The 25,492-nt window shown below is 52.7% G+C and carries 22 protein-coding genes, 3 tRNA genes and 1 pseudogene; 16 read left to right on the top strand and 10 right to left on the bottom strand.

Annotated features, from left to right (window positions below):
• Positions 1-85 precede the first annotated feature (85 nt).
• Positions 86-1,744 (top strand): sensor domain-containing diguanylate cyclase, encoded by a 1,659-nt coding sequence (locus AMM48_RS01240; protein ID WP_244271076.1) that lies wholly within the window; start codon positions 86-88, stop codon positions 1,742-1,744.
• A gap of 73 nt (positions 1,745-1,817) precedes the next feature.
• Here AMM48_RS01240 and AMM48_RS01245 read toward each other — a convergent pair whose 3' ends face one another.
• The 4 genes from AMM48_RS01245 to AMM48_RS01260 form a co-directional block, all read right to left on the bottom strand.
• Positions 1,818-3,542 (bottom strand): sulfotransferase, encoded by a 1,725-nt coding sequence (locus AMM48_RS01245; RefSeq protein ID WP_102782608.1) that lies wholly within the window; start codon positions 3,540-3,542, stop codon positions 1,818-1,820.
• Positions 3,543-3,645: 103 nt separating this feature from the next.
• Positions 3,646-5,400, bottom strand: coding sequence for a tetratricopeptide repeat-containing sulfotransferase family protein (locus AMM48_RS01250; protein WP_102782609.1), 1,755 nt, complete (start codon positions 5,398-5,400; stop codon positions 3,646-3,648).
• A gap of 205 nt (positions 5,401-5,605) precedes the next feature.
• Positions 5,606-7,015 carry a type I glutamate--ammonia ligase gene (gene glnA / locus AMM48_RS01255; RefSeq protein ID WP_022733560.1) on the bottom strand — a complete coding sequence of 470 codons (1,410 nt, stop codon included), beginning with the start codon at positions 7,013-7,015 and terminating at the stop codon, positions 5,606-5,608.
• 62 nt (positions 7,016-7,077) lie between these two features.
• Complete coding sequence (locus tag AMM48_RS01260) at positions 7,078-7,416, bottom strand: P-II family nitrogen regulator (protein WP_007091888.1); 339 nt, start codon at positions 7,414-7,416, stop codon at positions 7,078-7,080.
• Between the two features lie 580 nt (positions 7,417-7,996).
• Between AMM48_RS01260 and AMM48_RS01270 the strand changes: the two are divergent.
• Positions 7,997-9,168: pseudogene (locus tag AMM48_RS01270) on the top strand (aminotransferase).
• 94 nt (positions 9,169-9,262) lie between these two features.
• On the opposite strand, the gene AMM48_RS01275 reads toward AMM48_RS01270, so the two are convergent.
• On the bottom strand, positions 9,263-9,613 hold the full coding sequence (locus AMM48_RS01275) for a rhodanese-like domain-containing protein (protein WP_102782611.1): 351 nt from the start codon (positions 9,611-9,613) through the stop codon (positions 9,263-9,265).
• 127 nt (positions 9,614-9,740) lie between these two features.
• On the opposite strand from AMM48_RS01275, the gene AMM48_RS01280 reads away from it, so the two are divergent.
• Positions 9,741-10,613, top strand: a complete 873-nt coding sequence (locus tag AMM48_RS01280) for a LysR family transcriptional regulator (RefSeq protein ID WP_102782612.1) — start codon at positions 9,741-9,743, stop codon at positions 10,611-10,613.
• An 83-nt stretch (positions 10,614-10,696) separates the two neighbouring features.
• On the opposite strand, the gene AMM48_RS01285 is transcribed toward AMM48_RS01280, so the two are convergent.
• A complete protein-coding gene (locus AMM48_RS01285) occupies positions 10,697-11,701 on the bottom strand; it encodes a Gfo/Idh/MocA family oxidoreductase (protein ID WP_102782613.1) in 1,005 nt (334 codons plus the stop codon).
• Between the two features lie 333 nt (positions 11,702-12,034).
• Here AMM48_RS01285 and AMM48_RS01290 point away from each other — a divergent pair.
• Positions 12,035-12,111, top strand: a tRNA-His gene (locus tag AMM48_RS01290).
• A 233-nt stretch (positions 12,112-12,344) separates the two neighbouring features.
• Positions 12,345-13,355 (top strand): serine hydrolase, encoded by a 1,011-nt coding sequence (locus AMM48_RS01295; protein ID WP_244271077.1) that lies wholly within the window; start codon positions 12,345-12,347, stop codon positions 13,353-13,355.
• Between the two features lie 78 nt (positions 13,356-13,433).
• Here AMM48_RS01295 and AMM48_RS01300 read toward each other — a convergent pair whose 3' ends face one another.
• Positions 13,434-13,991: a hypothetical protein gene (locus AMM48_RS01300; protein WP_102782614.1), complete on the bottom strand. Its 558-nt coding sequence runs from the start codon at positions 13,989-13,991 to the stop codon at positions 13,434-13,436.
• Between the two features lie 186 nt (positions 13,992-14,177).
• Between AMM48_RS01300 and pyrC the strand changes: the two genes are divergently transcribed.
• Positions 14,178-15,221, top strand: a complete 1,044-nt coding sequence (gene pyrC / locus AMM48_RS01305; RefSeq protein WP_102782615.1) for a dihydroorotase — start codon at positions 14,178-14,180, stop codon at positions 15,219-15,221.
• Between the two features lie 74 nt (positions 15,222-15,295).
• Here the strand turns inward: pyrC and AMM48_RS01310 are convergent, their stop codons facing one another.
• On the bottom strand, positions 15,296-16,234 hold the full coding sequence (locus AMM48_RS01310) for a putative metalloprotease CJM1_0395 family protein (protein ID WP_102782616.1): 939 nt from the start codon (positions 16,232-16,234) through the stop codon (positions 15,296-15,298).
• A gap of 196 nt (positions 16,235-16,430) precedes the next feature.
• Between AMM48_RS01310 and AMM48_RS01315 the strand changes: the two genes are divergently transcribed.
• Entirely contained in the window at positions 16,431-17,264 is an 834-nt protein-coding gene (locus tag AMM48_RS01315; protein WP_244271078.1) for a DUF547 domain-containing protein, read from the top strand.
• Between the two features lie 33 nt (positions 17,265-17,297).
• On the opposite strand, the gene AMM48_RS01320 is transcribed toward AMM48_RS01315, so the two are convergent.
• Positions 17,298-17,534 carry a hypothetical protein gene (locus AMM48_RS01320; protein ID WP_102782617.1) on the bottom strand — a complete coding sequence of 79 codons (237 nt, stop codon included), beginning with the start codon at positions 17,532-17,534 and terminating at the stop codon, positions 17,298-17,300.
• Between the two features lie 354 nt (positions 17,535-17,888).
• Between AMM48_RS01320 and AMM48_RS01325 the strand changes: the two genes are divergently transcribed.
• The 5 genes from AMM48_RS01325 (at position 17,889) to AMM48_RS01345 (ending at position 23,187) form a co-directional block, all read left to right on the top strand.
• Positions 17,889-18,884: an EamA family transporter gene (locus tag AMM48_RS01325; protein ID WP_102782618.1), complete on the top strand. Its 996-nt coding sequence runs from the start codon at positions 17,889-17,891 to the stop codon at positions 18,882-18,884.
• Positions 18,885-19,049: 165 nt separating this feature from the next.
• Entirely contained in the window at positions 19,050-21,854 is a 2,805-nt protein-coding gene (gyrA, locus tag AMM48_RS01330; protein WP_102782619.1) for a DNA gyrase subunit A, read from the top strand.
• Positions 21,855-21,865: 11 nt separating this feature from the next.
• On the top strand, positions 21,866-22,393 hold the full coding sequence (gene coaD, locus AMM48_RS01335) for a pantetheine-phosphate adenylyltransferase (protein ID WP_101303930.1): 528 nt from the start codon (positions 21,866-21,868) through the stop codon (positions 22,391-22,393).
• Positions 22,394-22,455: 62 nt separating this feature from the next.
• On the top strand, positions 22,456-22,959 hold the full coding sequence (locus AMM48_RS01340) for a peptidylprolyl isomerase (RefSeq protein ID WP_102782620.1): 504 nt from the start codon (positions 22,456-22,458) through the stop codon (positions 22,957-22,959).
• Positions 22,960-23,111: 152 nt separating this feature from the next.
• A tRNA-Lys gene (locus AMM48_RS01345) sits at positions 23,112-23,187 on the top strand.
• Here the strand turns inward: AMM48_RS01345 and AMM48_RS01350 are convergent.
• Positions 23,182-23,373, bottom strand: coding sequence for a hypothetical protein (locus AMM48_RS01350; RefSeq protein ID WP_102782621.1), 192 nt, complete (start codon positions 23,371-23,373; stop codon positions 23,182-23,184). The genes AMM48_RS01345 and AMM48_RS01350 overlap by 6 nt on opposite strands.
• Before the next feature lie 70 nt (positions 23,374-23,443).
• On the opposite strand from AMM48_RS01350, the gene AMM48_RS01355 reads away from it, so the two are divergent.
• The 4 genes from AMM48_RS01355 to AMM48_RS01370 all read left to right on the top strand — a co-directional run bounded on the left by AMM48_RS01355 (position 23,444) and on the right by AMM48_RS01370 (position 25,492).
• Positions 23,444-23,519, top strand: a tRNA-Lys gene (locus AMM48_RS01355).
• A 268-nt stretch (positions 23,520-23,787) separates the two neighbouring features.
• Complete coding sequence (locus AMM48_RS01360) at positions 23,788-24,675, top strand: MotA/TolQ/ExbB proton channel family protein (RefSeq protein WP_102782622.1); 888 nt, start codon at positions 23,788-23,790, stop codon at positions 24,673-24,675.
• Between the two features lie 23 nt (positions 24,676-24,698).
• Positions 24,699-25,088: a biopolymer transporter ExbD gene (locus tag AMM48_RS01365; protein ID WP_102782623.1), complete on the top strand. Its 390-nt coding sequence runs from the start codon at positions 24,699-24,701 to the stop codon at positions 25,086-25,088.
• Positions 25,085-25,492 (top strand): biopolymer transporter ExbD, encoded by a 408-nt coding sequence (locus tag AMM48_RS01370; protein ID WP_102782624.1) that lies wholly within the window; start codon positions 25,085-25,087, stop codon positions 25,490-25,492. The genes AMM48_RS01365 and AMM48_RS01370 overlap by 4 nt, the downstream gene beginning before the upstream one ends.

Below are 25,492 nucleotides of genomic sequence, written 5' to 3' on the forward strand. Positions count from 1 at the left end.
GACCGAAAAACAAGGTCTGCTGGGTTTGGGACATCACTGAAAATACCAACGTGGGAGTGCGCCGTATTTCGGCGTTACGGGTGTATTGTCAATAAGTCCTGAAGTTACTGCGACGGCGGCATTGTCGCGCGATAGTCTTATTCTTCTTGAACGATCCAGTCTTAAGGTCGTGCATGCCAACCCGGCTGCGGCAACGTATCTTGAAGATGCCAAGTCCGTTATGCGGGCAGGAACAGAAATTAAACAGTTCCTTGCCTATCTTGCCAAGAATGGTGAATTCGTCAGTGGCGATGGTGTTGGCGCCGTGCGTGATGCACTGGCAAGTATTTCAGCAGGTAAACAGGCCGATTTGCCCGGATTTCGGTTGTCCGGCAAGACATTCACGTGGCATTGCGCCCAGGGTCCGTCAGATACGACAGCACTTGTTTTGCGCGATGCTGGCAAGGCGCAGGAACTTGCCAAGGCACTGGCCGACCACAAAATCTTCATTCAGCACCTGATTGATGTCCTGCCCACGCCAGTTTACATCAAAAACCTTGATGGGGTGATCAGCCGCTGCAATGGGGCATTTGCAGCGTTTTTCGAACAAAAGCCGGAAGATGTCATCGGGGCAAAGTTCAGCAAAATAGCCCCGGAAGGCCTCAATAAGACGGTCACCGACCACGAAGCACCGCTTTTAAAGCAAGAAGGTCAGGTGCGTGATGAAATTGCCTTCATGCTTGGCGATCAGGAACGTGTTGCATTATTTGCCGCATCAAGTCTTAAGGCACCAAGTGGCGCCATCGCAGGTACAATCGGATCCTTGATTGATGTCAGTTCGCTTAAAAAGGCCCAGACAGAGGTTGCGGAAGCAACTCAGCGTCTGACAGGACTTCTTGAAAGTGCGCCGGTCGGGGTTGCGATCTCAAACCGTGATGACGGTGTTTTCCGCTTCTTTAATCGCACATTTGAAGCCCTGCTTGATATCACCGGGGTCAAAGACCCAACTGATTCCATTTTGCTGTCAGAACGCTACCGTAAGCAGTCGCTTAAAGACATGGACATGCTTGGCGAACTGAAAGATGTCGAGTTGCGATTGCGGCGCCCTAGCATGTCAGAAGCCCGTTGGTTGAAGACGTCGCTTGAGCCGCTGACGTTCGAAGGCGAAGAAGCCGTTCTGTGGTGGACAAGTGACATCACCAAGCAAAAGCACGCCGCACGCGAACTTCAAAACAAAGCCAATAATGATGAATTGACCGGTTTGGCGAACCGTGCGCGGTTCATGCAAAAACTTGATCAGTGCGAAGCCGTTTTACGCGGAACAGATACACCGGCATCGATCTTTATTCTTGATCTGGATGGGTTCAAGAATCTGAATGATACCAAGGGGCATGCTGCGGGGGATTGGGTGCTGGTGGAAACGGCCAAGCGGCTAAAACGGGTCTCGCGGCGTGCTGATGAAGTCGCACGTCTTGGCGGGGATGAGTTTTGCCTGTTGTTCATCAACAAGGGCACAGAAGACGAAATGACCAAGATGGCGGACGACATCCTTGCGGAAATGACAAAGCCGTTCATTTGGCAAGAGCATGACTGCGGTATTTCGGCCTCAATCGGCTTTTCTGTCTTCGCGGGCGGAAACAGCGATATGAGTGAACAGCTCCGCCGTGCGGACAAGGCAATGTACGAGGCCAAAAACTCCGGAAAAGCGCAAAGCTGCCTGTATAGCCCAGCCCTTGAACCTGAAATTCATCAGGATGATGTCTAGTAGGGGCATAGACCTAGGTTTGCAAGTTTCAAGTGTCGTGAGGCATAAACGCCACCTGATCACGTTTGCGCGGTTATTTGTTCAGTGCTGAAAGTAAAGGCTGGATGTATGGGGCGTAAGGTTTCCAGCGCTCGACACTGCTACTATAAATTGGTTTTCTGACCTGATTGGCGCTTGCGGTGCGGACTGAGCGGCGGTTTTCGTGAAAAGTAAGCAACGCCGGATCCCAGTCAAGGTCAAGAAAGTTTGTTAGACGCCGGACCTCGGTTTCAGTATCAGCAATCATATCTTCGTAACGGATTTCGATGAAGTTGCTTGCGGGCAACACATTATGCCAATGTGCCATCAGTTGTTCATAGGCGCGGTAGTAACGACCGAGTTCAGATAGATCATAACTGAAACTCTGTCCCGATACGAAATACTTGCTGAAACAAGACAGGCAGGTGTCGATCGGGTTTCTGCGGCAATGAATAATGCGGGCATTGGGCATGGCCATCGTAATTAACCCGGAGAACACAAAGTTTCCTGGCAGTTTATCAATCAGGTAACGGTAGTGGTTTGTCGGTTTGTCAATATATTGCCGACTTTCGTTGGTGTAGGATGCAGCAAGGAGAGACAGTCTCTCTTTTGACATTGCCCAATCGATGCTGCCGGCGACATCGGGGAAATCAGGCCCGAAAATTGTACGTTTTAGTCGGGGGAGGGTAGTGAGTTCATCTGCGCCGAATACCTGTTCATGGGTTGCAAGTATTTGTTCAATCAGTGTTGTTCCTGAACGAGGCATGCCAACAATGAAAACTGGGGATGGTCCGGATTCGTTCTGGTCCTGTAAAGATGCACGCCTTTGTTGTACAATCTTCGGGGAAAAACACGTGCGATAATTTTCCAATCTGCGACAGATAGCATCAATATCGTAGGATAATTGATCTCGGCGCAGGCGATTGGCAGGGATCAAATGTTCCATTGCCTGTTTTGGCTGACCGGAATCGATGAATGCCTTGCCAAGAGCGAAGTTCAAGTCAATTCGGTCAGGCGCAGAGAGAATGCTCTTTCGGTCTACCAGAAGGCTGGACATTTTCGTAATCTCTGGTGCGTTTGGGGTGAACCGGATAATATCGCTCAGAATTAGCCATGCGCGGGTATTTTTAGGATTGAGCCTTATTACTCGGCGTAATGTGTTTTCTGCTGTCAGTATATCCCGGTTATCCCTCGCAGCCTCGGCCACCAATAAGGACAGTTTTTCACGTCTCGGTGTATTCTTCGTTCCTGTGGTTTTTCCCGTAACTTTCAAGGCCTGCTTGAAATGTGTTGCGGCCAAATCGGGCTGTCCAATAGCACGATAGAATGTGCCTGCGGCCTGACGTACATCAATGTTGTTTCCGTCAGTATTAAGTGCGTATTCCAACAGCTTTCGCACTTGGTTCACGTGTCCCTCGTCGAACATCGCCAATCCAAGTTTGGCGGCAATGTGGGCATCCTGGGGGAAGCGCCTGAACGCCACGATCAAAATTTCGCGTTCCTGCTTCTTGTTACCTGTGCGCCGCATTATGTCAGCGAGGTCAAGGAAGCAGTTCGGGTGTGTATCCGCCATATTGCAGGCGGCTTCATAAGCCTTCGCCGCTTCGGAAAGTTTTCCATTCACTTGCAGGATTTTGGCTTCGAGATGCTTCACGCCAGACGTTAATACCGAGTACGTCTGTAACTCGAATAAAGCGTTCTTTGCCGCAGCCAGGTTTCCTGAGTTGAATTGCCTAAAGGCCTTGGCCAAAAGATTTTTCTTCCGTGCGGTGTCGCTCATGTCTAGCTGCCTTGTTCGTTATCCAAGTTACCCAATGCTGCGGAAGTTTTTCATTTTGTAGTGGCGCAGTACCGCAGAGGATAAAAGAAAACTTAGTATGCGGCTAACCGTCCTCGCCCAGAATGTCCAACATTGGCCGTATATAGGGTTCAAATGGACGCCAACGTTCCACACTGCTTTTGTATATCGGTTTACGGACCTGAGACATGCTGGCTGTGCTTACTGTTCGCTTTTGCTTGTAAAAGTCGAGCACCTTCGAATCCCAAGGCATGCCAAGGAAATCGAGCAGTTTACGTGCTTGTCCCTCTGTGTCGGCGATCATGTCTTCATACCGACTTTCAATCAGGGACGAGGGGGGGACATGTGCGTGCCAATATTTCATCTGTTCTTCATAGGCGTTATAGAACTCGGCCAATTCTTTTTGATCATATGAATAGTTAACCGGGGAGCTGAACCGCATGGAGTAGCAAGACAAGCAGGTGTCGATCTTGTTTCTCCGACAATGAATGATTTGCGCCTCAGGAATAGCTTGCAAGATCATGCCTATCATATCGAAGTTTCCCAGCATCTTGTCGACAACAAGAAATTGATCCTTTTCAAGGTCGTGGTCGGGATGAAGGTCACAAACAACGCGTGCAATCTCATCTAGATAGGCCTTGCGGAGCTGGCTTATTGTTTCAGGGGCATGCGCGAGAGCTCGATGTTCCGGGCGGCTTGGGAAATCCGCGCCGAGAAGCCCTTTTTTTATGACGGGCAAGGACGTCAGTTCCCCGGCGCCGATAATCTGAGGATGAGACGCAATAATTTGTTCGGTTAGGGTAGATCCACTACGTGGCATTCCGACAATAAAAATCGGTCGTAAATTTAACTTGTTCGATTTGCGTTGTTTCTCGATATTTATGAAGGTCTTGGGGGGAAAGAAATCGGGTGTGTGCCGAATACGGTCACAGACAGCAAAAGAATCATAGTCCAGTTTAGAACGAACAATTCTGTTTCCTGCATCTAGGTGGGTCATAGACCTTTTGGGATCTTTCGCATTGTCCCAAGCCCGGCCCAGTGCGAAATGAAGATCACGTAGTGCATCCTCGTCCCCCGAGTTTTGTGCATTTTGAACGCAGCTTTCCATCTGTTCTATTTGGTCAGGGCTACATTCTACAAGTTTTGCAAGCATCGGCCACGCTCTATGGCTTTCTGGAGCCTTCGCCAAAATTTCCTCAAGTATTCGGCGTGCAGCTTCTGTCTTGCCAGCGTGGATTAGAGCACTGGCTTTATTAATCTCGATATTTTCGATATCACGCTCGGTGGCCACTTGAAGTGGCGATTTGGCTATAAGTGCTAGGCTCTTGTCAAAACATTCGAGTGCGGTTTCGGCGTGGTTGTTCTGTACTCGACTGCAGCCTAAGTGGTTCCAGCAAATCCAGTCTTCTGGATGAAGTTTCAAACAATGTTCAAACATCAGAAGTGCGTGATGGTGTTGGTCGTTTTCCGAGAGTAGCACTCCCAGTTCTCGCGCTATCGCCGCAGTTTTAGGCCACTTCTTAATGCCAACTGATAGAACTTCCTGAGCATTAAGCAACTGACCTGCCCGTTTGAGAAAGTCGGCAAAGCCAAGGAAGCATTCCGGCACTGTTTCGGGGAGACTGCAGGCCGCTTCATAGTGTTTGGCTGCTTCCTGTGCATTGCCACTATCACTTAGAAAACCAGCATAGATCAAATGGGCCGGTGCATATTGCGGGGCACTGCGCAGTATTTCTTGACATTGATTGACTGCATTCTGGCGGTCGCCCTTTTTCCATTGGTCCTTGATCTTTTCAAGTTGCTTGTCGTGAAATTTCCCCGACAAATGCTGTGCTGCCATGCAGACGCTCTCCTGAGAGTGTTTGGTGCATTAGGGACGAAGCTATCAGTTGCAGATGACTTGTCTGTATAGTCTATTTAATAACTATACTAAAGGTGGGTCAAACACTATTCGGAAGGCTGTTTTTTGCTTTAGCCGAAAAGAAAAACGCCCGGTCATGATGACCGGGCGTTTCGCTTTGGCGTCGTCCTTTCGGGTGAAAGGATTATGCGCTGTAGTACATGTCGAACTCGACCGGGTGCGGTGACTGTTCGAAGCGAATGACTTCTTCCATTTTCAAACCGATGTATGCATCGATCAGGTCGTCGGTCATCACGTCGCCTTTTTTCAGGAACTCGCGGTCTGCATCGAGGCTGGTAAGTGCTTCGCGCAGCGAACCACAAACGGTCGGAACGTCTTTGAGCTCTTCCGGCGGAAGGTCATAGAGGTTTTTGTCCATGGCATCGCCCGGGTGGATCTTGTTCTGGATGCCGTCAAGACCAGCCATCAGCATTGCGGTGAATGCAAGATACGGGTTTGCCAGCGCATCCGGGAAGCGGATCTCAACACGCTTGCCTTTCGGCGACGCAGTGTACGGGATACGGCAAGAAGCCGAACGGTTACGTGCCGAATATGCCAGCAGAACCGGCGCTTCAAAGCCCGGAACCAACCGTTTGTACGAGTTGGTCGTCGGGTTGGTGAAAGCATTCAGTGCTTTGGCGTGCTTGATGATACCGCCGATGTAGTAAAGTGCGGTGTCAGAAAGATCGGCATAGCCGTTGCCAGCAAACAGTGGTTTGCCTTCGTGCCAGATCGACTGGTGCACGTGCATGCCAGAACCGTTGTCACCAAAGACAGGCTTCGGCATGAAGGTTGCGGTTTTGCCATACTGGTGTGCAACCATCTGGATGCAATATTTATAAATCTGGATCGCGTCGGCGTGGTCGATCAGGGTGCCAAAGGCAATGCCCAGCTCGTGCTGCGACGGTGCAACTTCATGGTGGTGCTTTTCGCAACGCACGCCCATTTCGTTGATGTAGTTCACCATTTCGGCACGAATGTCGTTTGCCGAGTCAACTGGTGGAACCGGGAAGTAACCGCCCTTCGGACCCGGACGGTGGCCACGGTTGCCGCCTTCGAATTCGGTACCGGTGTTGTACGGACCTTCTTCGGAGTCAAGCGCATAGGCCATGCTGTCCTGGCTGGTGGTCCAGCGGACGTCGTCAAACAGGAAGAATTCTGGTTCTGCACCAAAGTATGCGGTGTCACCGATGCCGGCGGACTGCATGTAAGCAAGTGCGCGTTTCGCGGTCGAACGCGGGCAACGCTCGTAACCCTGGCCGGTGGCCGGTTCGATAACGTCGCAGAACAGGATCAGGCAAGGCTGTGCGGTGAACGGATCAACAACAGCCGATGCCGGGTCCGGCATCAGGATCATGTCGGATTCGTTGATGTCTTTCCAACCGGCGATCGACGAACCGTCGAACATGATGCCGTCAACAAAGACGTCTTCGTCGATCGTGCAGATATCCTGCGCAGTATGCTGCCATTTACCTTTGGAATCGGTAAAGCGCAGATCGACAAACTGGATGCCTTTTTCTTTGATCAGATTAAGTACAGAAGCGGCGTCAGACATGATGCAACCCTTTAAAACTCAAAATTAGTTACCGTACGGTGTTCAATAACAGACAAGACCGATCAGATCGCGTCGTTGCCCCGTTCACCGGTACGAATACGGATCGCGTCCTCAAGCGAGGAAACGAAAATTTTACCGTCGCCGATACGGCCGGTATGAGCGGCTTGCTGGATTGCTTCAATCGCACGCTCAACAAGCGTGTCCTCGACAACGATTTCCAGCTTTACCTTCGGCAGAAAGTCCACGACATACTCGGCGCCGCGATACAGCTCCGTGTGACCCTTCTGACGGCCGAAACCTTTGGCTTCGGTGACGGTAATCCCTTTGAGGCCGATCTCTTGAAGGGCCTCTTTTACCTCGTCAAGCTTGAATGGCTTGATGATGGCTTCAATCTTTTTCATTAAGCGCCCTCTGCTTTTGCGAGAGTTGCGTAGAACTCGGAAAGCATAATGCTTCGCTCGCTCTCTATTTGCACGGACCATGCCAATTCAGGTCCGCCAACGCATTCTAGGGATTCTCTGCATGAAAACCCAGCAAAACCCATGAAATTTTTCACATTTTCTGCGATGGGTGTGACTTAGTTTTAGGCAAGATGATCAAAAAATATGCAAATCCGTGTTATCGGCGTGTCGCCGCCGGGCTGAGACGGATCAGCACTTGCCAAGTTTACCCCGTCATGCGACAGAATTTGGCATAACAGACCAAATTTTACTGAAAAAACCGTATGATGCGGGTGACTCGACGATCTTTCGATCTTGGTGCTGGACGGCGGATATTTCGGGGTCCTGAATGGGACCAAATCAGAATGTTTGTTGCTGGCTTTGCGTCGGCGGATCATGTCGATACGATGTATCGCTGGCTATATAGTATATAGTCATGGCATCAGGGTTGGATAAATATCTGGGATCAAATGCCGGACGCCACCGTACTCAACCATGGCGCCACCATCCGGTAACAGGACCATAAAGAAAAGGACGCCTCATGACCGAATTTGTCGGTAATCCTCTTTTTGCTTCGGGCGGAATCACGATTTTTGAAGTGATGAACGAACTGGCCCAGAAACATCAGGCCATCAATCTGGGGCAGGGTGCGCCCGATACCGATGGACCGGCCGATATCCGCGAAGCCGCTGCCCGCGCAACCATGGAACTGTCCAATCAGTATCCGCCACTTGCCGGGGTGCCGGAACTTTTGCAGGCGGTTGCCGATCACAACAAGCGTTTCTACGACATTGATGTTGATCCCAAAACCGAAGTCCTCGTTGCCGTCGGCGCGACCGAAGGACTGGCCGATGTGATCCTTGGTCTTGTCGCTCCGGGTGATGAAGTCATCCTGATTGAGCCGCTGTATGACAGCTACCTTCCAATTGTGAAGCTGGCTGGTGGTATCCCAAAACTGGTCCGCGTCACCCCGCCGTACTGGGATTTGCCGCGCGATGAATTGGCTGCGGCCTTTTCTGAAAAAACCAAACTGATCCTGATTAACTCGCCGCAAAACCCGTGTTCAAAGGTCTATGGCGACGATGAACTGCAATTTATCGCCGATCTGTGCATCAAACATGATGTGATCGCCCTGTGTGACGAGGTCTATGAGCATCTTGTCTTTGATGGTCGCAAACACAAACCTTTGATGACCTTCCCGGGGATGCATGACCGCACCGTGCGAATTGGCTCGGCCGGTAAGACATTTTCGCTGACAGGCTGGAAAATTGGCTATGTCACCGCCTGTGCACGGTTGATGGAGCCGATCAAAAGGCCCACCAGTTCCTTGTTTTTACCGTGCCACCGGGATTGCAGCATGGGGTGGCCTATGGCCTGAACAAGGACGACGCATACTTTGAAAACTTCACCGCAGAAATGCAGGCAAAGCGTGATTTCCTGATGAAGGGGCTCAAGGATGTCGGGTTTGATGTGCTTGATTCCCAAGGCACCTATTTCATCACCTGTGATTTCCGCCCGCTTGGCTATGATTGTGACGATGTCGAGTTTTGCCAGATCATGATCAAGGAAGCCGGCGTTGTCGCCATCCCGGTTTCGGCCTTCTATCAGGGCGAAGACGGTGGCGTGCGTAATTTCGTGCGGTTCTGCTTCTGTAAGGAAGAAGCCAAAATGGCGGACGCTATCGAGCGGATGAAAAAGGCCTTTGCCAAGTAAACGCCAAAACTGCCTTGAAGATCAAAAGCGATTAAAAAACAGGCCAGCAGGGGGAATGCTGGCCTGTTTTTTTTAAGTGTTCTCTGACGCCAGATTACGCCGTGTTTTCAAGCACACCTTGCCCCTGTAAAGGAAGGCCTGCGTCAAGCCAGTCCTGTTTGCCGTCGTGATAGTCGCGGACATCCTGATATCCAAGTTTGGTCAGGGCCGTTTGGGCAATACCGGAGTTTTTGCACGGACCGCTGGCGCAATAGACCACAATGGGCGCTGACAAATCGGGCAGAATTTGTTTGATGTTTTCATCAATCGCGTCATGGGGAATATTAATCGCACCGGGCAGGTGGGCATCGACATAATACCGTGCCGGAAGGGCTTCGATCAAAACCGGGGCCTGTGCGCCGCCGAGTGCAGATTGCAGTTCACTACGGGTTATTTTTGCAGTCATTTTCCAATCTCCATCTGGAATTCTGTTGGCTGATGGGATCAGTATCGATGTGCGTGTGTGCAAAGTAAATTTGCGATATTTCACATAGTGTGTGCAATAATGCGAACATTAACTGAGGTGGGTAGAAATGGCAGACATACTTGAGTGGGATGACCTGAAACTGGTGCTGGCCGTTGCCAGAGCACGCAGTATAACGCAGGCCGCAAAACAAACTGGTTTGCATCACTCGACACTGTTTCGTCGGATGGCAGATATCGAAACACGCCTTGGTGCCAAGCTGTTTGAGCGCCAGCAGGGTGATTATCAGCCAACCTCATCAGGGCAGGCTGCGGTTGAAACGGCCGAAAAACTCGAAGATGAAATGGCGGTCCTTGCCCGCAAACTTGCAGGGAAAGACATCCGCCCATCCGGTGTCGTGCGTCTAACCACCACCGATACATTGCTCCATGGTGTGTTGGCGACCGATCTTGCCGCATTTTGCGAGGCTTACGGCGAAATTACCCTGCATGTTACGACCGATAATCGGTTCTATGACCTAAACCGTCATGATGCGGATGTTGCCATCCGACCGATCAATCAGCCCAACGAAAATCTGTTTGGGCGTCAAATTGGGCCGATCAGATCGGTCATCTGCGGATCGGATCAGTATCCCGATCCAATGGCAGGTCCGTGGATCACATGTGATGAAACACTGGCCCACATCGCAGCAGCTCGCTGGCGCGATCAGAATTTTGCAGATCAGCGCGTCGCACTTCGCAGCAACTCACTTTTGAATGTTGCACGGTTGGTTGATGGCGGCGGCGGGCTTGCGGTGTTGCCGGTTTTTCTGGCCAAGGCATTTGGCAATATCCGGATACTAACCGACCCGATTGACGGACTTGATAACGATTTATGGATGCTGATTCATCGTGATTTGCAAACAGTGCCGCGCATTCGGGCCTTTAATGATTTCATGTTCCCGCGTTTAAAGGCACACAATGCCGTTTTCGTAGGGCAATAGATAGCACCGGCAAGATAAAGAAAAAGCCGGGTTTCCCCGGCTTTTGTTCTTTGATGAGACGGTTCGCGTTGATGGCGCCGACCTTAGCGTGGAGAAACCATTTCCCAGCTACCGGTTTTGGCTGAACGCGCCATGGCATCCAAAATCTGCATATTGGCAATGCCGTCTTCGATCGGGTAATCGACCGGGCTTTCGCCCTTAAAGATCGCGGTCGCGGACTCACCTTGCAGGGTATAGTGATTGCAAATCGGGAATTTGATTTCGCGTGCGTCGTCAAAGCCCGGCTGTTTCTGCCCGGCAACGCGAATGATTGCTGGATTTTCCGGGATCGGATTAAACGGCATCAGTATTTCAATCCGGCCTTCCGTGCCCAGAATATGTACGCGCTGAACTGCGGCGGACTGTGTGCCACAGACAAAGCTGGCCTGAAGCCCTGATCCAAAATCAAGCATGCCCGACACAAGTCGATCCGTGCCAAATTTCGGATCCTTATCCATCAGTGATACGACCCGTATCGGTTCCTTGCCTGTAACATAGCGCGGACCAACAATGCAGTAACAGCCGATATCAAGCAAACCGCCGCCGCCGATATCCTTTTTGTTGCGCACATTGTTCGGATCGGCATTGAAATAGGTAAAGATGCTTTGCACGGTGGTCAGTTCGCCGATCTGACCGCTATCAATGATCTTGCGCGCCTCAACCCATTGCGGGTGATGGCGGACCATGAATGCCTCAAGCACCTGTTTGCCGCTTTTGTCGCGTGCTTCGATCAGGCGCTTGGCATCATTGGTGTCGAGGCCAATCGGCTTTTCACACAGAACGTGCTTGCCTGCCTCAAGTGCCTTGATGGTCCATTCGACATGCAAGTGGTTGGGCAGGGGATTGTAAATCGCCTCAATCGAAGGATCGGCCAGAAGCTCCTCATAGGAGCCATAGGCGCGCGGGATGCGAAGATTTTCGGCAACCTCGCGGGTTTTCCCAAGATCGCGGCCGGCAATAGCCAGTATTTCCAGCTGATCGCTTTCCTGCATGGCCGGGATGACTTTTTCCGTGCCAATCTTGGCGGTGCTGATAACGCCCCACTTCATTCCGATACTCCGTCTGTTTTTCTCGTTCGTGGCCTGCATTGATAAACACAGGCAGTCCTGATCTTCGGCGTCGCAATCTGGCCTTGGCCGAGCGCGATACCAACAGGATGTGGTATTGAATTGAATTAATTAAGGCATATGACGTGACATGCAAGATGTTCGGACGGGTAGGTTGGGGCATTTGTGACCAAATCAATCGCGATTTACCGACGGCGATACTCAAAGGCCGCAAAAATCGGCGCTTTGTGCTTTGTTGGGGAAAACGCTGCAAAAAAGTCAAAATATGCGCTTGACGTTGGGGGCCTCGGGCCATATAAACCGCGCCACACGATGGCGGGTGTAGCTCAGTCGGTTAGAGCGCCAGTTTGTGGCACTGGAGGCCGTGGGTTCAATCCCCATCACTCGCCCCATTGTGAAAAGGTCAGGCAGAAATGCCTGGCCTTTTTCGGTTCTGGTTACAAAACGCTGCGACACGGTCTTGTCCGATTTTGGTTTGATGTCACATTGTTGACTAAATAATTCCAAATAATGGATTTTTCTTCCGGGCCGATTGGCTGGAAAGTCGTGCGTTGTCGCCCGTGGTCATATGGACTGCGAATAGTTTGGGCACGCACATGATCCCTACCTCCAAGGACTGATGGATATGCCCAGCGACAGACCACATCCGATGCTGACCCGTCGTGCCTTTTCGGCGTCCCTTCTGGGCGCGATGGCCGTTCCCCTTGTGGCCCGGGCCTTCGCACAGGCGCCGTCCGACATCCGTTCGCGAATTGCTGCCATGTCCCAGCTTCATGCAATTCTGGTACAGCGCGGTGACGAGATCATCGTCGCCGAAGCGCCGCGCGGGCGCGGCTTGGATCGGGTTGCGAACATCAAGTCCTGCTCAAAAAGCATCGTCGGTCTGCTGACGGGTAATGCAATCGCACAAGGCTCGATCCCCTCGGTCGATGCCACCATAGGCGAAATAGCGCCGTCTATCATTCCTTCAAATGCCACCCCCGGTGTAGAAGACTTGACCATCGAAGAACTGTTGACGCTCAGGGCCGGGCTTGAAGGCACATCAGGGAGAAACTACGGCGCTTGGGTCAATTCCGAAGACTGGGTTGCCTTTGCGCTGCGCCGCCCCATGGTCGCAAGCCCCGGCGGGCGTATGATCTATTCCACCGGCACCACGCATATCCTTGGCGCTGTGCTTACGGTTGCGACAGGAAAAAGCCTGCTTGCGCAGGCGCGCGCTGTGCTTGGTCAGCCGCTAGGCATTGAAATTCCAGCTTGGACACAGGATCCGCAGGGCTACTATTTCGGCGGGAACGAGATGGCGCTGACGCCGCGCGCGATGTTGCGCATCGCGGCTCTTATGCGTGACCAAGGCCGGTTCGATGGCGACCAGATCATTCCGACCGACTGGATAGACCAATCAACCCAAGCCCGCACCCGATCACCTTATTCGGGCTTTGATTATGGCTATGGCTGGTTCCTGACCCGCAGCGGATTCATTATCGCACGCGGCTATGGCGGCCAGATCATCGCGGCACATCCAGAACAGGACCTGGCGGTGGCCATCACCTCTGATCCGACGTCGCCCGCACGATCCGGCGGATATTTTGGGCAACTGATGGATCTGCTTGAGGGGCCGGTGCTTTCGCTGGCCTGACGACAGCGACAAAGAGCATTTAAAAGGGGGCGGGCAGGATGAGGCAGAAAAATAAACCTGTCTCCTTTTTCCTCTCGGTCAAAACCTTATATTGCGACCATGTTTCTCAATAGCGGCTTGCAGTTCAATGGTGAAAATAATGCTATTGGAGATTGCTCCTGCGAGAACGTTTCTGTGAACGTCGGTATCTAGATCGAGGATTGAAACCGGGGTGCTGACTCCCACTTTTACTGCCATCAACCGGCTGTGAGCTTTAACGACGTCAAGAGGCAAGTCATTGGAAGCTTCTGGTATTATTCGCTCAAAGTATTCCAATAACTCTTTGTCAAGGACTGATGGTTCTATTTTGTCTTCTTGCAGAGCCTCTAATTGCGAGGTGAGATATTTAATAAGAACAGGCAGAAGGGCGCGAGTTTGTTCGTAGAATCTAAAAGTTGCTGCTTTCTCCTTCTGGTGCCTTTCCCATTGGGTTGCTATGAAGGCACAAGCCCCACCCAATAATCCTAAAACACCAGCGGTGATAGTTGACCAATTTACGGGTTCAAATTGCTGGCCATAAAGTGCCCCAACCATGAATGATATTGCTAACAGGGCAAAGAATGGCACCGGGCTGAATAGGTACTTTAATTGCTCCAATGCGCGACCTCCGAATACACACCACGACAAAGCTAATGACGGTCTAGCCGTAGATTAGAGGCTACCATTTTGAGGTAAGCTTAGCCCACTAAAGTTAGTGTTTGACATTCCCAATCTCAAACCAATCTGCTAGGTAACGCTCCACATATCCCGGATGGGACGCATTGGTTGCTAGGAGATCGCCACATGTTGACAAATCGCATTACCCTTCGCCGTCCTGATGACTGGCATTTGCATTTGCGCGATGGCGATATGCTGAAATCGGTGATTGGCGAAACGTCCGAGCATTTTGCCCGTGCGATTATTATGCCCAATCTGGTGCCCCCGGTGGTCAAAACCGCCGATGCGGTGGCGTACCGGGACCGCATTACCGCTGCCATCCCGTCGGGCCATGATTTTACCCCGCTGATGACGCTCTATCTGACCGAGGGCAGCAATCCTGATGACATCGAAGAAGGCTACAAGGCCGGTGTGATCACGGCCCTCAAGCTCTACCCGGCCGGGGCGACGACCAATTCCGACAGTGGCGTGCGTGATTTTGACAAGGCAATGCCTGCGTTGGAGCGTATGGCCGAACTTGGCATTCCGTTATGTGTGCACGGCGAAGTCACCGATGCGGATGTTGATATTTTCGACCGTGAAGCGGTGTTTATTGACCGCATTCTGGACCCCTTGCGCAAGCGGGTGCCGGACTTGCGGGTGATTATGGAGCATATCACCACCGAAAACGGTGTTGAGTATGTCAAGGCGCACGACAAGAACCTTGGCGCGACCATCACCACCCATCATCTGATCATTAATCGCAATGCCATTCTGGTTGGCGGCATTCATCCGCATATGTATTGCCTGCCCGTGGCCAAGCGTGAAAAGCACCGCTTGGCCCTGCGTGCGGCGGCAACATCGGGTGATACGCGCTTCTTCTTGGGTACTGACTCAGCCCCGCATACCGATGAACGCAAGGAAAGCCCGTGTGGCTGTGCCGGTATCTTTACCGCCAATAACACCGTGCAATTGCTGGCCCACGTGTTTGAGCAGGAAGACGCCCTTGATAAGCTTGAAGGGTTTGCGTCGCTGAATGGCCCGCAGTTTTATGGCCTGCCGCTGAATGGCGATAAAATCACGCTGGAAAAACGCGCTGAACCGGCCAAGTTTGCTGAGAAGATCGAAACGGGCGAAGGTCCGGTGACGGTGTTTAATCCCGGCTTTGACGTGTTCTGGCATTACGCCTGATCACCTGCGATCAATCCATATAAAAGGCGGCTCCAATGTGGGCCGCTTTTTTGTTGTGTCGCTGGGGGGAGATTTTACCCGCTCAAATCAACGGTGCCGGGGGCGGCATTGAGGCCAATTGTATTGCGGTAGCTTTCTGCTGCGGCGCTGGCCTGTGATGCGATCATGGTCGAGATGTTCATCGACGCCCCCTTGGCGACGTTAAAATCGGCGGCAGAGCTTCCCGGCACCGATGCGGCGCGCGAAATGGCGGCCTGATTGGCAATGGCGGCAATGCCATCCAATCCCTGAAGCGGATGGATGCTGACTTTCCCGCCCGTGGCATAAAGCCGCCCGTCTGGCCCCGCACTATAGCTGTAGCTGATCATGCCGGCATTGGCTCCGGCCAAGGTCTGATGGCTTTCTTCTTCGGTGCGAACGATGGCATCACGCGCACTTAATTCCTGAATAATCTCGCGTTCGCTGGCGGTTAAAATCGCCGGATTGGATGTTGGTTTCCGTGCGCTTTGGGGTGTCGCTTCGCGCTCCTGCTGCTGGCGTTCGGTCGGGCTTTGGGTGTCGGTTTGCTGGGATGCGGCTTCGCCGTCAATATCGCGCGGATCAAGTTGCTGAATGATGGTAACGACCGAGGCGGCACTTTGGATCGGAGCAGTTTGCTGTGGCGGCGGTGGTGCGGCTGGGGCTTGCGGCAAGGCAGGTTGCCCGCCAGAACCTTGTCCAGTCGCACTTTGCCCCGTAGCACTTTGGCTGTTGAGTGCTTGTGCGGATGTGGTTTGCGTTGCTTGCTGATAGGATGGCGGCGAGGATGCAGGCGGCAGCGGTTTCGGGGCGTTTGAGGCCAGCGGAACAATCGCAACGGCTGCGGGCTGTGTCGATGGCGCAACTGTATTGGTTCCGCCCGATCCATTGACCGTCGGTTGGCTCCCGGAGCCGGGCAGGGCGCGCGTGGCTATGACTTGGCCAAGTTGCCCACCACTTCCGGGGATAACCTGTATAGCACCTGCCTGTATCATGGGGCCATTATAACCCAATCTTGGGTTAAATGTATATACGGCCGATGGGTGAAATGCCTGACTTAACCAATTGATTCTGCGTCCGGGGCGATCACGTTGGTTTGATGTGACTGTGGCGGGTGGGCAAGGCTATCAATGGTTTTTGCGAAAAGCGGTTGGAAGCTTGCTGCAATCACGTTGGAATATGGTGTCGATAATGCGTGTCTCGATCTTCATGGTTTTGGTTTTGTTGCTGTGCCCCGGCGTTGCGTACAGCGCACCTGATGCCGACCTTTGGCCCGATTGGCAGGCCCATGATCCGCATAGCATGGAGAAGGTGGATCACAGCGCATGGCAAAACGTTCTGGATCGGTATCTTGTGGCGGTTGAACCCGGCGTTACCGCATTTGATTATGCGTCGGCCAAGTCAGGCGGGTATGGCGCAATATCGGGCTATATCGCATCCATGACGCAGGTTGGCGTTGATGATCTCAACCGTGATCAGCAATTTGCCTATTGGGTTAATCTATATAACGCCCTGACGGTGCGGGTGGTGCTTGATCACTATCCGGTCACATCGATCCGCGATATCGACATTTCGCCGGGGCTGTTTTCATCCGGGCCGTGGGGCAAGAAGCTTATAACGGTCGAAGGACGCACGCTTAGCCTTGATGACATCGAACATCGTATTTTACGCCCGATCTGGCATGACCCGCGCATTCATTACGCGGTTAATTGTGGGTCCATTGGCTGTCCGGCATTGGCGCCAAAGGCCTATGATGCAGACATTCTTGACGCGCAGCTTGATCAGGCGGCCAAGGGGTTCATCAATCATCCCCGGTCTGTGCGCCGCAATGGGGATGGGGCGTTTGTGCTGTCACAGCTGTATGATTGGTATCGGGATGATTTTGGCAAAAGTGATGCGGATTTCATCAGACATTTAACCCGCTATGCCGGGCCGGAGCTTGCCGCACAGCTAAAAGCCGATGCGCCGCGTTTGGATGTTGCCGGGTATGAGTATGACTGGACGTTAAACGCCGCCGCCAAATGATGCATGGTGGGCAGGGTACCAAACCGTCTTGGCTCAGGCGGCTTTGTGGCGTGCGCCGCCGTTGATTGGGCGCGGCGTGCCCCAACGTTTGCTGGTGCCATCAACGGATTTCTTGTGTGCGCCGGCCGGCATGTCGGGGCGGTTTAGATTTACTTGTTCCATCGTGTGACGAACGTCACTGGCAGAAATACCATCATAGCGCATTAATGTCTGCACGATCGGGTCGGCAAGCATATCTTCGACCGACAATTCCTGATCAACGTAACTCATCTGCTCATATCCCGTTTTTTGTTATTCGCAGCATAATGATATTGAAAGTCATTCGCAATTAAAAAGTTGTGTCTGAAGCATTTTTCTCGATCTTTCCGATCATTTTCTAGGTCGTCATCCCAATCGCCTTAAGCTATCCATCTTCACGGCGTGCGTTTGTGGGCGGGGTTGCCAGCCGTTTGTTGGCCTCCATGCTCCGACAGGGTCGTTAACGCCACAGCTTCAAAGTGTTATGGGGTCAAACCCCGTGCCGCTATTTTCTTGATTCTTTGATGCCTGACCTCTAACGCTGTAACCCGGTTTTATTACCGTTGTTATAAAGCCCAATAAATATGGCAAAAACAGGCTCTGAAGATGACACGTCCGGGAATTCGCGAATATGTTCTGCTGCTGCTTTTGGCCGGTATGTGGGGCAGCTCGTTCACCTTTATCAAAATTGGCGTTCATGCCTATTCGCCACTGGTGGTTGCCGGAGGACGTTTGACGTTTGCCGCACTTGTGCTGTGGGGGTTTGCATGGGTACGTAAATCTGAACTGCCAAAGGGCAAAAAAGCATGGATTTCGACCTTTTTCATTGCGCTGATTGGTAACGCGATACCGTTCTTTTTGATCAGCTATGGCGAAACCCAGGTTGATGCCGGTTTGGCGGCCATTTTGATGTCCACCGTGCCGCTGACGGCTGTGGTTCTTGCGCACTTCTTTACCGCCGATGAGAAGCTGACACTTGGCAAGGTGGTCGGGATTATTCTCGGCACAATCGGGGTTGTTGTTCTGGTTGGGCCGGAAACCCTGTCGGGGTTGGGCGGTGAGTTCCTGTTCCAGTTGGCGATCTTGATTGCCGCAGTCGGCTATGCCGTGTCATCGCTGATAACCCGGAACCTGCGCGATCAGCCGCGCATTGGGTCAACGGCCGTCATCCTGACATTCGCATCCCTGATGCTGATGCCGTTTACATTGATCCTTGATCAGCCATGGACCATGACATGGGACGTCGAAGGCGCGCTTTCGATCATGTATCTTGGCGTGTTCCCGACCGGAATTGCGATGTTCTTGATCCTGCAACTGGTTGCCGCAGCGGGCACCAGTTTTCTGGTGTTTAACAACTATCTTGTGCCCGCAGTCGGGGTTTTGATCAGCTTCCTTGTTCTGGGCGAAGTGCCCCAGCCAACCGCGATCCTGGCGATGGTGATTATTCTTACAGGTATTGCCGCATCGCAGGTGCGTTTCACACGAAAATCGCTACGGGTCGAAAACAGTGATACACAAGCTGATCCGATTGCGCCGGTGCTGGAAAAAGACACCCTTGAAAAATCCAGTCAGGTCAGTACGAAAAGCCAAAACAAGCGATAAAAACCGAACTTTGTCGTCCAATGCGGACAGATGGGATTTGTCAATATTGTTTGTCGACGACAAACCTGATACTTTCCGCCTTTCTGGTCCGGCATGTGCTTGAAAACAGGTACGTGTCACGCCGATTGAATCATTTCAGATCAAGCGTTTAAGAGGTCACGGCCTTTGTCCACCAAAGAGACCAATTCCGAGAGCCGCGATATTTTCCCGGTATCCATCGAACAAGAAATGCGCCGAAGCTATCTCGATTACGCAATGAGCGTGATCGTCAGCCGTGCGCTGCCTGACGTCCGAGACGGTTTGAAGCCGGTGCACCGACGTATTCTGTACGCCATGCATGAAAACGGTTTTGACTATAACAAGCCATTCCGTAAATCGGCCCGTGTCGTCGGGGACGTGATGGGTAAATACCATCCGCACGGCGACAGCGCGATTTACGACGCGATGGTTCGTATGGCGCAAAGCTTCTCCATGCGCCTGCAACTGATCGACGGGCAGGGCAACTTTGGGTCCATGGATGGCGATAAAGCCGCCGCCATGCGTTACACCGAAGCCCGCATGGCCAAGTCCGCGCACTTCCTGCTCGAAGATATCGATAAAGACACCATCGATTTCCGCGACAACTATGACGAAACCACCAAGGAACCATCGGTTCTGCCAGCACGTTTTCCCAACATGCTGGTCAATGGTGCGGGTGGTATTGCGGTTGGTATGGCAACCAACATTCCGCCGCATAACCTTGGTGAAGTTATTGACGGCTGTATGGCCTATGTCGATGACCCGGAAATCACCATCGAAGGCCTGATGGAATTCGTCCATGGTCCGGATTTCCCGACTGGCGCGCTTATTCTGGGCCGTTCGGGCATCCATTCTGCATTTAAAACCGGCCGTGGGTCGGTAATCATGCGGGCCCGCACCCATGTCGAAGAAGTCCGTGCCAACCGCGAAGCCATCATCGTCACCGAAGTTCCCTATCAGGTGAACAAGGCGAGCCTGATGGAAAAAATCGCTGATCTGGTGCGCGACAAAAAACTCGAAGGCATTTCCGATCTGCGCGATGAGTCTGATCGTTCAGGCGTACGCATGGTGATCGAACTTAAACGTGATGCCAATTCCGACGTGGTTCTGAACCAGCTGTTCCGCTTTACCGCGTTGCAGACGTCGTTTGGCGTTAACATGCTGGCCCTGAACCGGGGCAAGCCGGAACTGATGAACCTGAAGGAAATCATTCAGGCATTTGTTGAGTTCCGCGAAGAAGTCATTACGCGTCGGACCATCCACCTTCTCAAAAAGGCCCGTGATCGTGCCCACGTTGTCGTGGGTCTTGGGATTGCGGTTGCCAATATTGACGAAGTGATCCGACTGATCCGGGCTGCTGCTGATCCGACGATTGCACGTGAACAACTGATGGCGCGTGATTGGGCGGCTGGTGACATTGTGCCGCTGATCGAACTGATTGCCGATCCGCTTCAGGTGGGCTCGACCGATGGTCAGTATCGCCTGTCCGAAGCACAGGCCCGTGCGATCCTTGAACTTCGCCTGCATCGCCTGACCGGTCTCGAACGCGATAAAATCGCGGCCGAATTGACCGAATTGGGTGAGAAAATCAAAGACTTCCTTGATATCCTGGCCTCGCGTGAGCGGAAGCTGACGATCCTCAAGGATGAGCTTACTGAAATGCGCAACGAGTTCGCCAACGAACGTCGTAGTGAAATTCAGGAAGGCGACTTTGAACATGACATCGAAGATCTGATCGCACGTGAAGACATGGTGGTTACTGTGTCTCATACTGGCTATATCCAGCGTGTTCCGCTTTCGACCTATCGTGCACAGCGTCGCGGTGGCAAGGGGCGCTCAGGCATGGCGACCCGCGAAGAAGATTTCGTTTCCAAACTGTTTGTTGCCAATACCCATACACCGGTGCTGTTCTTTAGCTCCGAGGGGATGGTCTACAAAATGAAAGTCTGGCGTCTGCCACAAGGCACACCGCAATCGCGCGGTAAGGCTCTTGTGAACATGCTGCCATTGTCTGAGGGCGAATATATCACCACGGTTCTCCCACTTCCGGATGAGGAAGAATGGCCGAACCTGCATGTGATGTTTGCCACATCGACCGGGAATGTGCGTCGTAACAGTCTTGCCGATTTCGTGAATGTGAAATCGAACGGCAAGATCGCCATGAAACTTGAAGAAGATCGTGGCGACAAACTGATTGCGGTTCAGACCTGTACCGATGATGACGACATCTTGCTGACCACCCACAAGGGTAAATGCATTCGTTTCCGTGTGACCGATGTTCGCGTGTTTACCGGCCGTAATTCGGTTGGTGTCCGTGGTATCCGTTTGGCAGACGAAGACGAAGTCATCGCGATGTCGGTTCTGTTTGGCAACCATGTTTCGATGGAAGAACGCGGTGAATATCTTTCGATCGCAGGTAAACTGCGTCGCGAGGAAATCACGGCGGATAGCCTTCCGCTCGAACTATTGTCCGAAGAACGCTATCAGGAAATTCTCAGCGGCGATCAGATGATCCTGTCTGTGACGGAAAACGGCTATGGCAAGCGGACCTCGGCCTACGAGTACCGTGTAACCGGTCGTGGCGGTCAGGGCTTTGCCAACATCGAAATGTCTGAACGTAATGGCGACGTTGCCGCGTCCTTCGTAATTGAAGAAGGCGACGAACTGATGATGGTCACCAATGGTGGCAAGGTCATTCGTATGCCAACCCATGACATTCGCATGGCCGGTCGTAAGACACAGGGTGTGACACTGTTCCGGACAGCACAGGACGAAGAAGTCGTTGCTGTTGAACGTTTGTCAAATCTTGGTGGTGATGACGAAATCGAGGGCGAAGAAGGTCTGATCGAAGGTGTCGCAGATGCCGTCGAAATCACCGATGACGCCGTGCCGACAAGTGCCGAAGATGCCGGTGATGCACCGGAATCCGATGGTGTGGACAGCGACGATTAAGTGGAAGTTCGATGACTGAAATGTCTGCTACCGCCTCACGTATCGGGATTTATCCGGGCACCTTTGACCCGGTTACCCAGGGGCATATGGATATTATTCGTCGTGCGACCCGAATTGTGGACAAGCTTATTGTCGGCGTTGCGATCAACGCTGGCAAAGGCCCCATGTTCGGTGTCGACGAACGCTGTACATTGGTCGAAGAGGCTCTTAAGGCTGCGGGGGGCGAGGTTGCTGCCCGTACCTCGGTAAAGCCATTTTCTTCGCTTTTGATGCAGTTTGCCCAAGAAAACGGATCAAGCACGATCCTCCGTGGACTTCGGGCTGTTTCTGACTTTGAATATGAATTCCAGATGGCCGGGATGAATGCCCGGCTGTCCCCGGAAGTTGAAACCGTCTTTTTGATGGCTTCTGAAAAGCAGCAGTTTGTTTCTTCGCGCTTTGTGAAGGAAATTGCCCGTTTGGGGGGCGACGTTACTGAATTCGTTCCCGCCAACGTGCTTAAACGCCTGCATCAGAAGCTGGCAGAGGAAAAGGAATAACGCAGGCCATGCGTCTTATTCGTATTTTATCGCTATTTGTACTCGCACTAGGAATTGTAACCATGTCCAACGCAAACGACGCCGGTGCGCAGGACCTGGAAAACACGCTTTATCTTGATCTGAAAGATGGCCGCGTTGTAATCCAGCTTCGCCCCGACCTTGCGCCCAATCATGTGGCCCGTATTAAGGAACTGACCCGCGAGGGGTTCTATGATGGACTGGTGTTCCATCGTGTGATCGAAGGGTTTATGGCCCAGACCGGTGATCCCGATGGAAACGGCACGGGGGGCTCCGGCCAGAAACTCGACGCCGAGTTCTCCAAGGGGCACCACAGTCGCGGCACTGTTTCCATGGCCCGTTCGGCCAACCCGAACAGTGCAGACTCACAGTTCTTCATCTGCTTTACCGATGCACCACACCTTGATGGGCAATACACCATCTGGGGGCAGGTGACCGAGGGCATGGAATATGTCGATATGATCAAGAAAGGTGCGCCTTGGGCCAATGGCTCGGTCGCTGATCCTGATCAGATTATCAAAATGCAGGTTGCAGCCGACGCCAGCTAAGCGCGCGACCCGATCAATTGCAACCGAAAGCCGTCCCTTTATGGGGCGGCTTTCGCGTTTTAGGGCCTGAAAGCATAAAAAGCGGGAAAATATGGAAAAGAGGTGTTGACCAGCGCCGCCTGTGCCATTAAAACGCGCTTCACCAACACGACGGGCCCGTAGCTCAGTTGGTAGAGCAACTGACTTTTAATCAGTTGGCCACAGGTTCGAATCCTGTCGGGCTCACCAAAAAACCTCTGAAACCTTTTCGGTTTCGGAGGTTTTTTCTTTTCCGAAACTTTTCAATCCTGCCGGGGCCAAGCACCTGTTTACCTTACGGTTTAAGCAGGCGTTTGAAATGTCATTTGGGGCTGTTTTTTTGATGGAAAAAACGCTCGGTTTTCGGAGCTTTTCCGCACCCAGAATGGCAGGCATGCAATTTCCTGCAAAAAGGGGGGTTGACCGATGACGCCAGTCCCATTAAAACGCCGCTCACCAACGTTGAGGGCCCGTAGCTCAGTTGGTAGAGCAACTGACTTTTAATCAGTTGGCCACAGGTTCGAATCCTGTCGGGCTCACCATTTCAAAACCCCTGGAACCAAACGTTCCGGGGGTTTTGCTTATTCGGGCTTTGGCCCGCTTTATTTCCCCGTCTTTGTTCCCGTTTGTTTTGTCTGTAACGGCAATTGGCCGCGCACGAGGTGCGACGCTGATATGCACGAAAAAGCTGCAAAACTGTTCTGTTGCGATTGCATCGCAATTCTATTTCATGTAAAGAATGCAAATCATTTTCACCCGCACCGGAGCAGGATCTCCGGTGATGATCACATATTTGATCGGAATAGACACATGCCTGAACCCGTAAATCCGCAGGTCACATCCGGTGATGCACAAGGCTCCCCGCAAAGCGCGCTGCAAAACCCGCCGGCGGCGACCGCCGATGTACTCGCGACCGGAACTCTTGCTGCGGACGGAACCGTATTGGTCGACCCAAGTACTGGGCTGCCGGTCGACACCACAGCTACGACCCAGACAAGCTTTCTTGGCGATGGTTTGATGGGGCTGCCGGTGATTGAGCAAGTGGACCGTGCGGGTGTTGTCGGCTGGGTTCTGGCGGCCATGGCCCTGATCGGGTTGGTGGTGTTCTTTTACAAGCTTGTCGGGTTCCTGCGCCGTGGTGTGTTTGCAGACGGTTTCGTTTCTGATGTTGAACGCCACCTGATCAATGGTGATGAGGCCAAAGCCGCCGAACTGATGGCGCGCCGCCGTCATCCTGCGGCACGTATCGGGCTTTCGGGCATGAGCCTTTCGGTTGCGTCCCCGTCCGAGCGTGAAGCGGCATCTGATTTGATTGCTGCCCGCGCACGCAAAGAGGTGGACGGCCTTAGTGGTGGTTTACGCATCATGTCGACCGTTGCGGTCCTAAGCCCACTGCTTGGGCTTCTGGGGACCGTGATGGGCATGATCGACGCTTTCCAGAAGATGGAAGGGGCGGGCAGCCGCATTGATCCTTCGATATTGTCTGGCGGTATTTGGTTGGCACTTTTGACGACGGCAATCGGTTTGGTCGTGGCGATCCCGGCAACGGCGTTCCATATGTGGATGCAGGGCGTTATCAGCCGTACAGCAGCCGTTATGGAAGACGTCTGTACCATCGTGGTCAATCGCAACGAATTGTCGCACAAGGCACACGCACCGGCTTCCAACGTCGCAGAGCTGCGTCACGCAGCTGAATAGAAACCCATCCCGGAATACGCCCAATGCAATTGCGTGAACGTAATCGCGGTTCTTCGCCGATGATCGGTCTGACGCCGCTGATTGATGTCGTCTTCATCCTGCTGATCTTTTTCATGCTGGCCTCAAGCTTCCTTGACTGGAAGGGCTTTGAGATGTCGGTGGCAATTACGGATGGTAAGGCAACCAGTCAAAGCGATGTCCTCCCCGTGACCATCAATGTTGATGCAGACGGTAAGCTATCCCTGAGTGGCGAAGCTGTGTCGCTGAGTGCGCTGGCTCCGATGCTGGTGCGTGATCACGCCAACGCGCCGGTACGCTTGCGCCCGATCAATGGGGCAAACTTGCAACATCTTATCGAAGTGATGGATGCGCTGGGCCGGGGTGGCGTTACTGATGTGGATCTTGTGGAATGAAGCGCCGTATTCAGATTGCTGATGACAGTCCGGTTCAGGAACCGATGCTGCCACTGATCAACATCGTGTTCCTGCTGCTGATTTTCTTCATGATTGCCGGCAGCCTGCAAAAGCTAGGGCCCTTTGACGTCAATCCACCAGCAAGCCAGACGGCCGAAAGCCAACCCGAAGACACCATCGTTCTATGGTTTGGCAAGGCGGGCGAGGTCGGCATTGATGATCAGAAAGGCACGCTTGAAAACTTGTCGTCCTTCTTGCCGGTTGATTATATCGGTCGTCCTGTGGAAATCCGCGCTGATCGTGAAACAGATGGCGTAAAGGTCGTCGCATTGCTTAAACGGTTGCAGGAACTTGGCATCGATAAAGTGCAGTTGATGACCGCGATGGAAGCGGAACAGGAATGA

Source organism: Thalassospira sp. GB04J01, from assembly GCF_000751115.1.
GTDB classification, from domain to species: domain Bacteria; phylum Pseudomonadota; class Alphaproteobacteria; order Rhodospirillales; family Thalassospiraceae; genus Thalassospira; species Thalassospira lucentensis.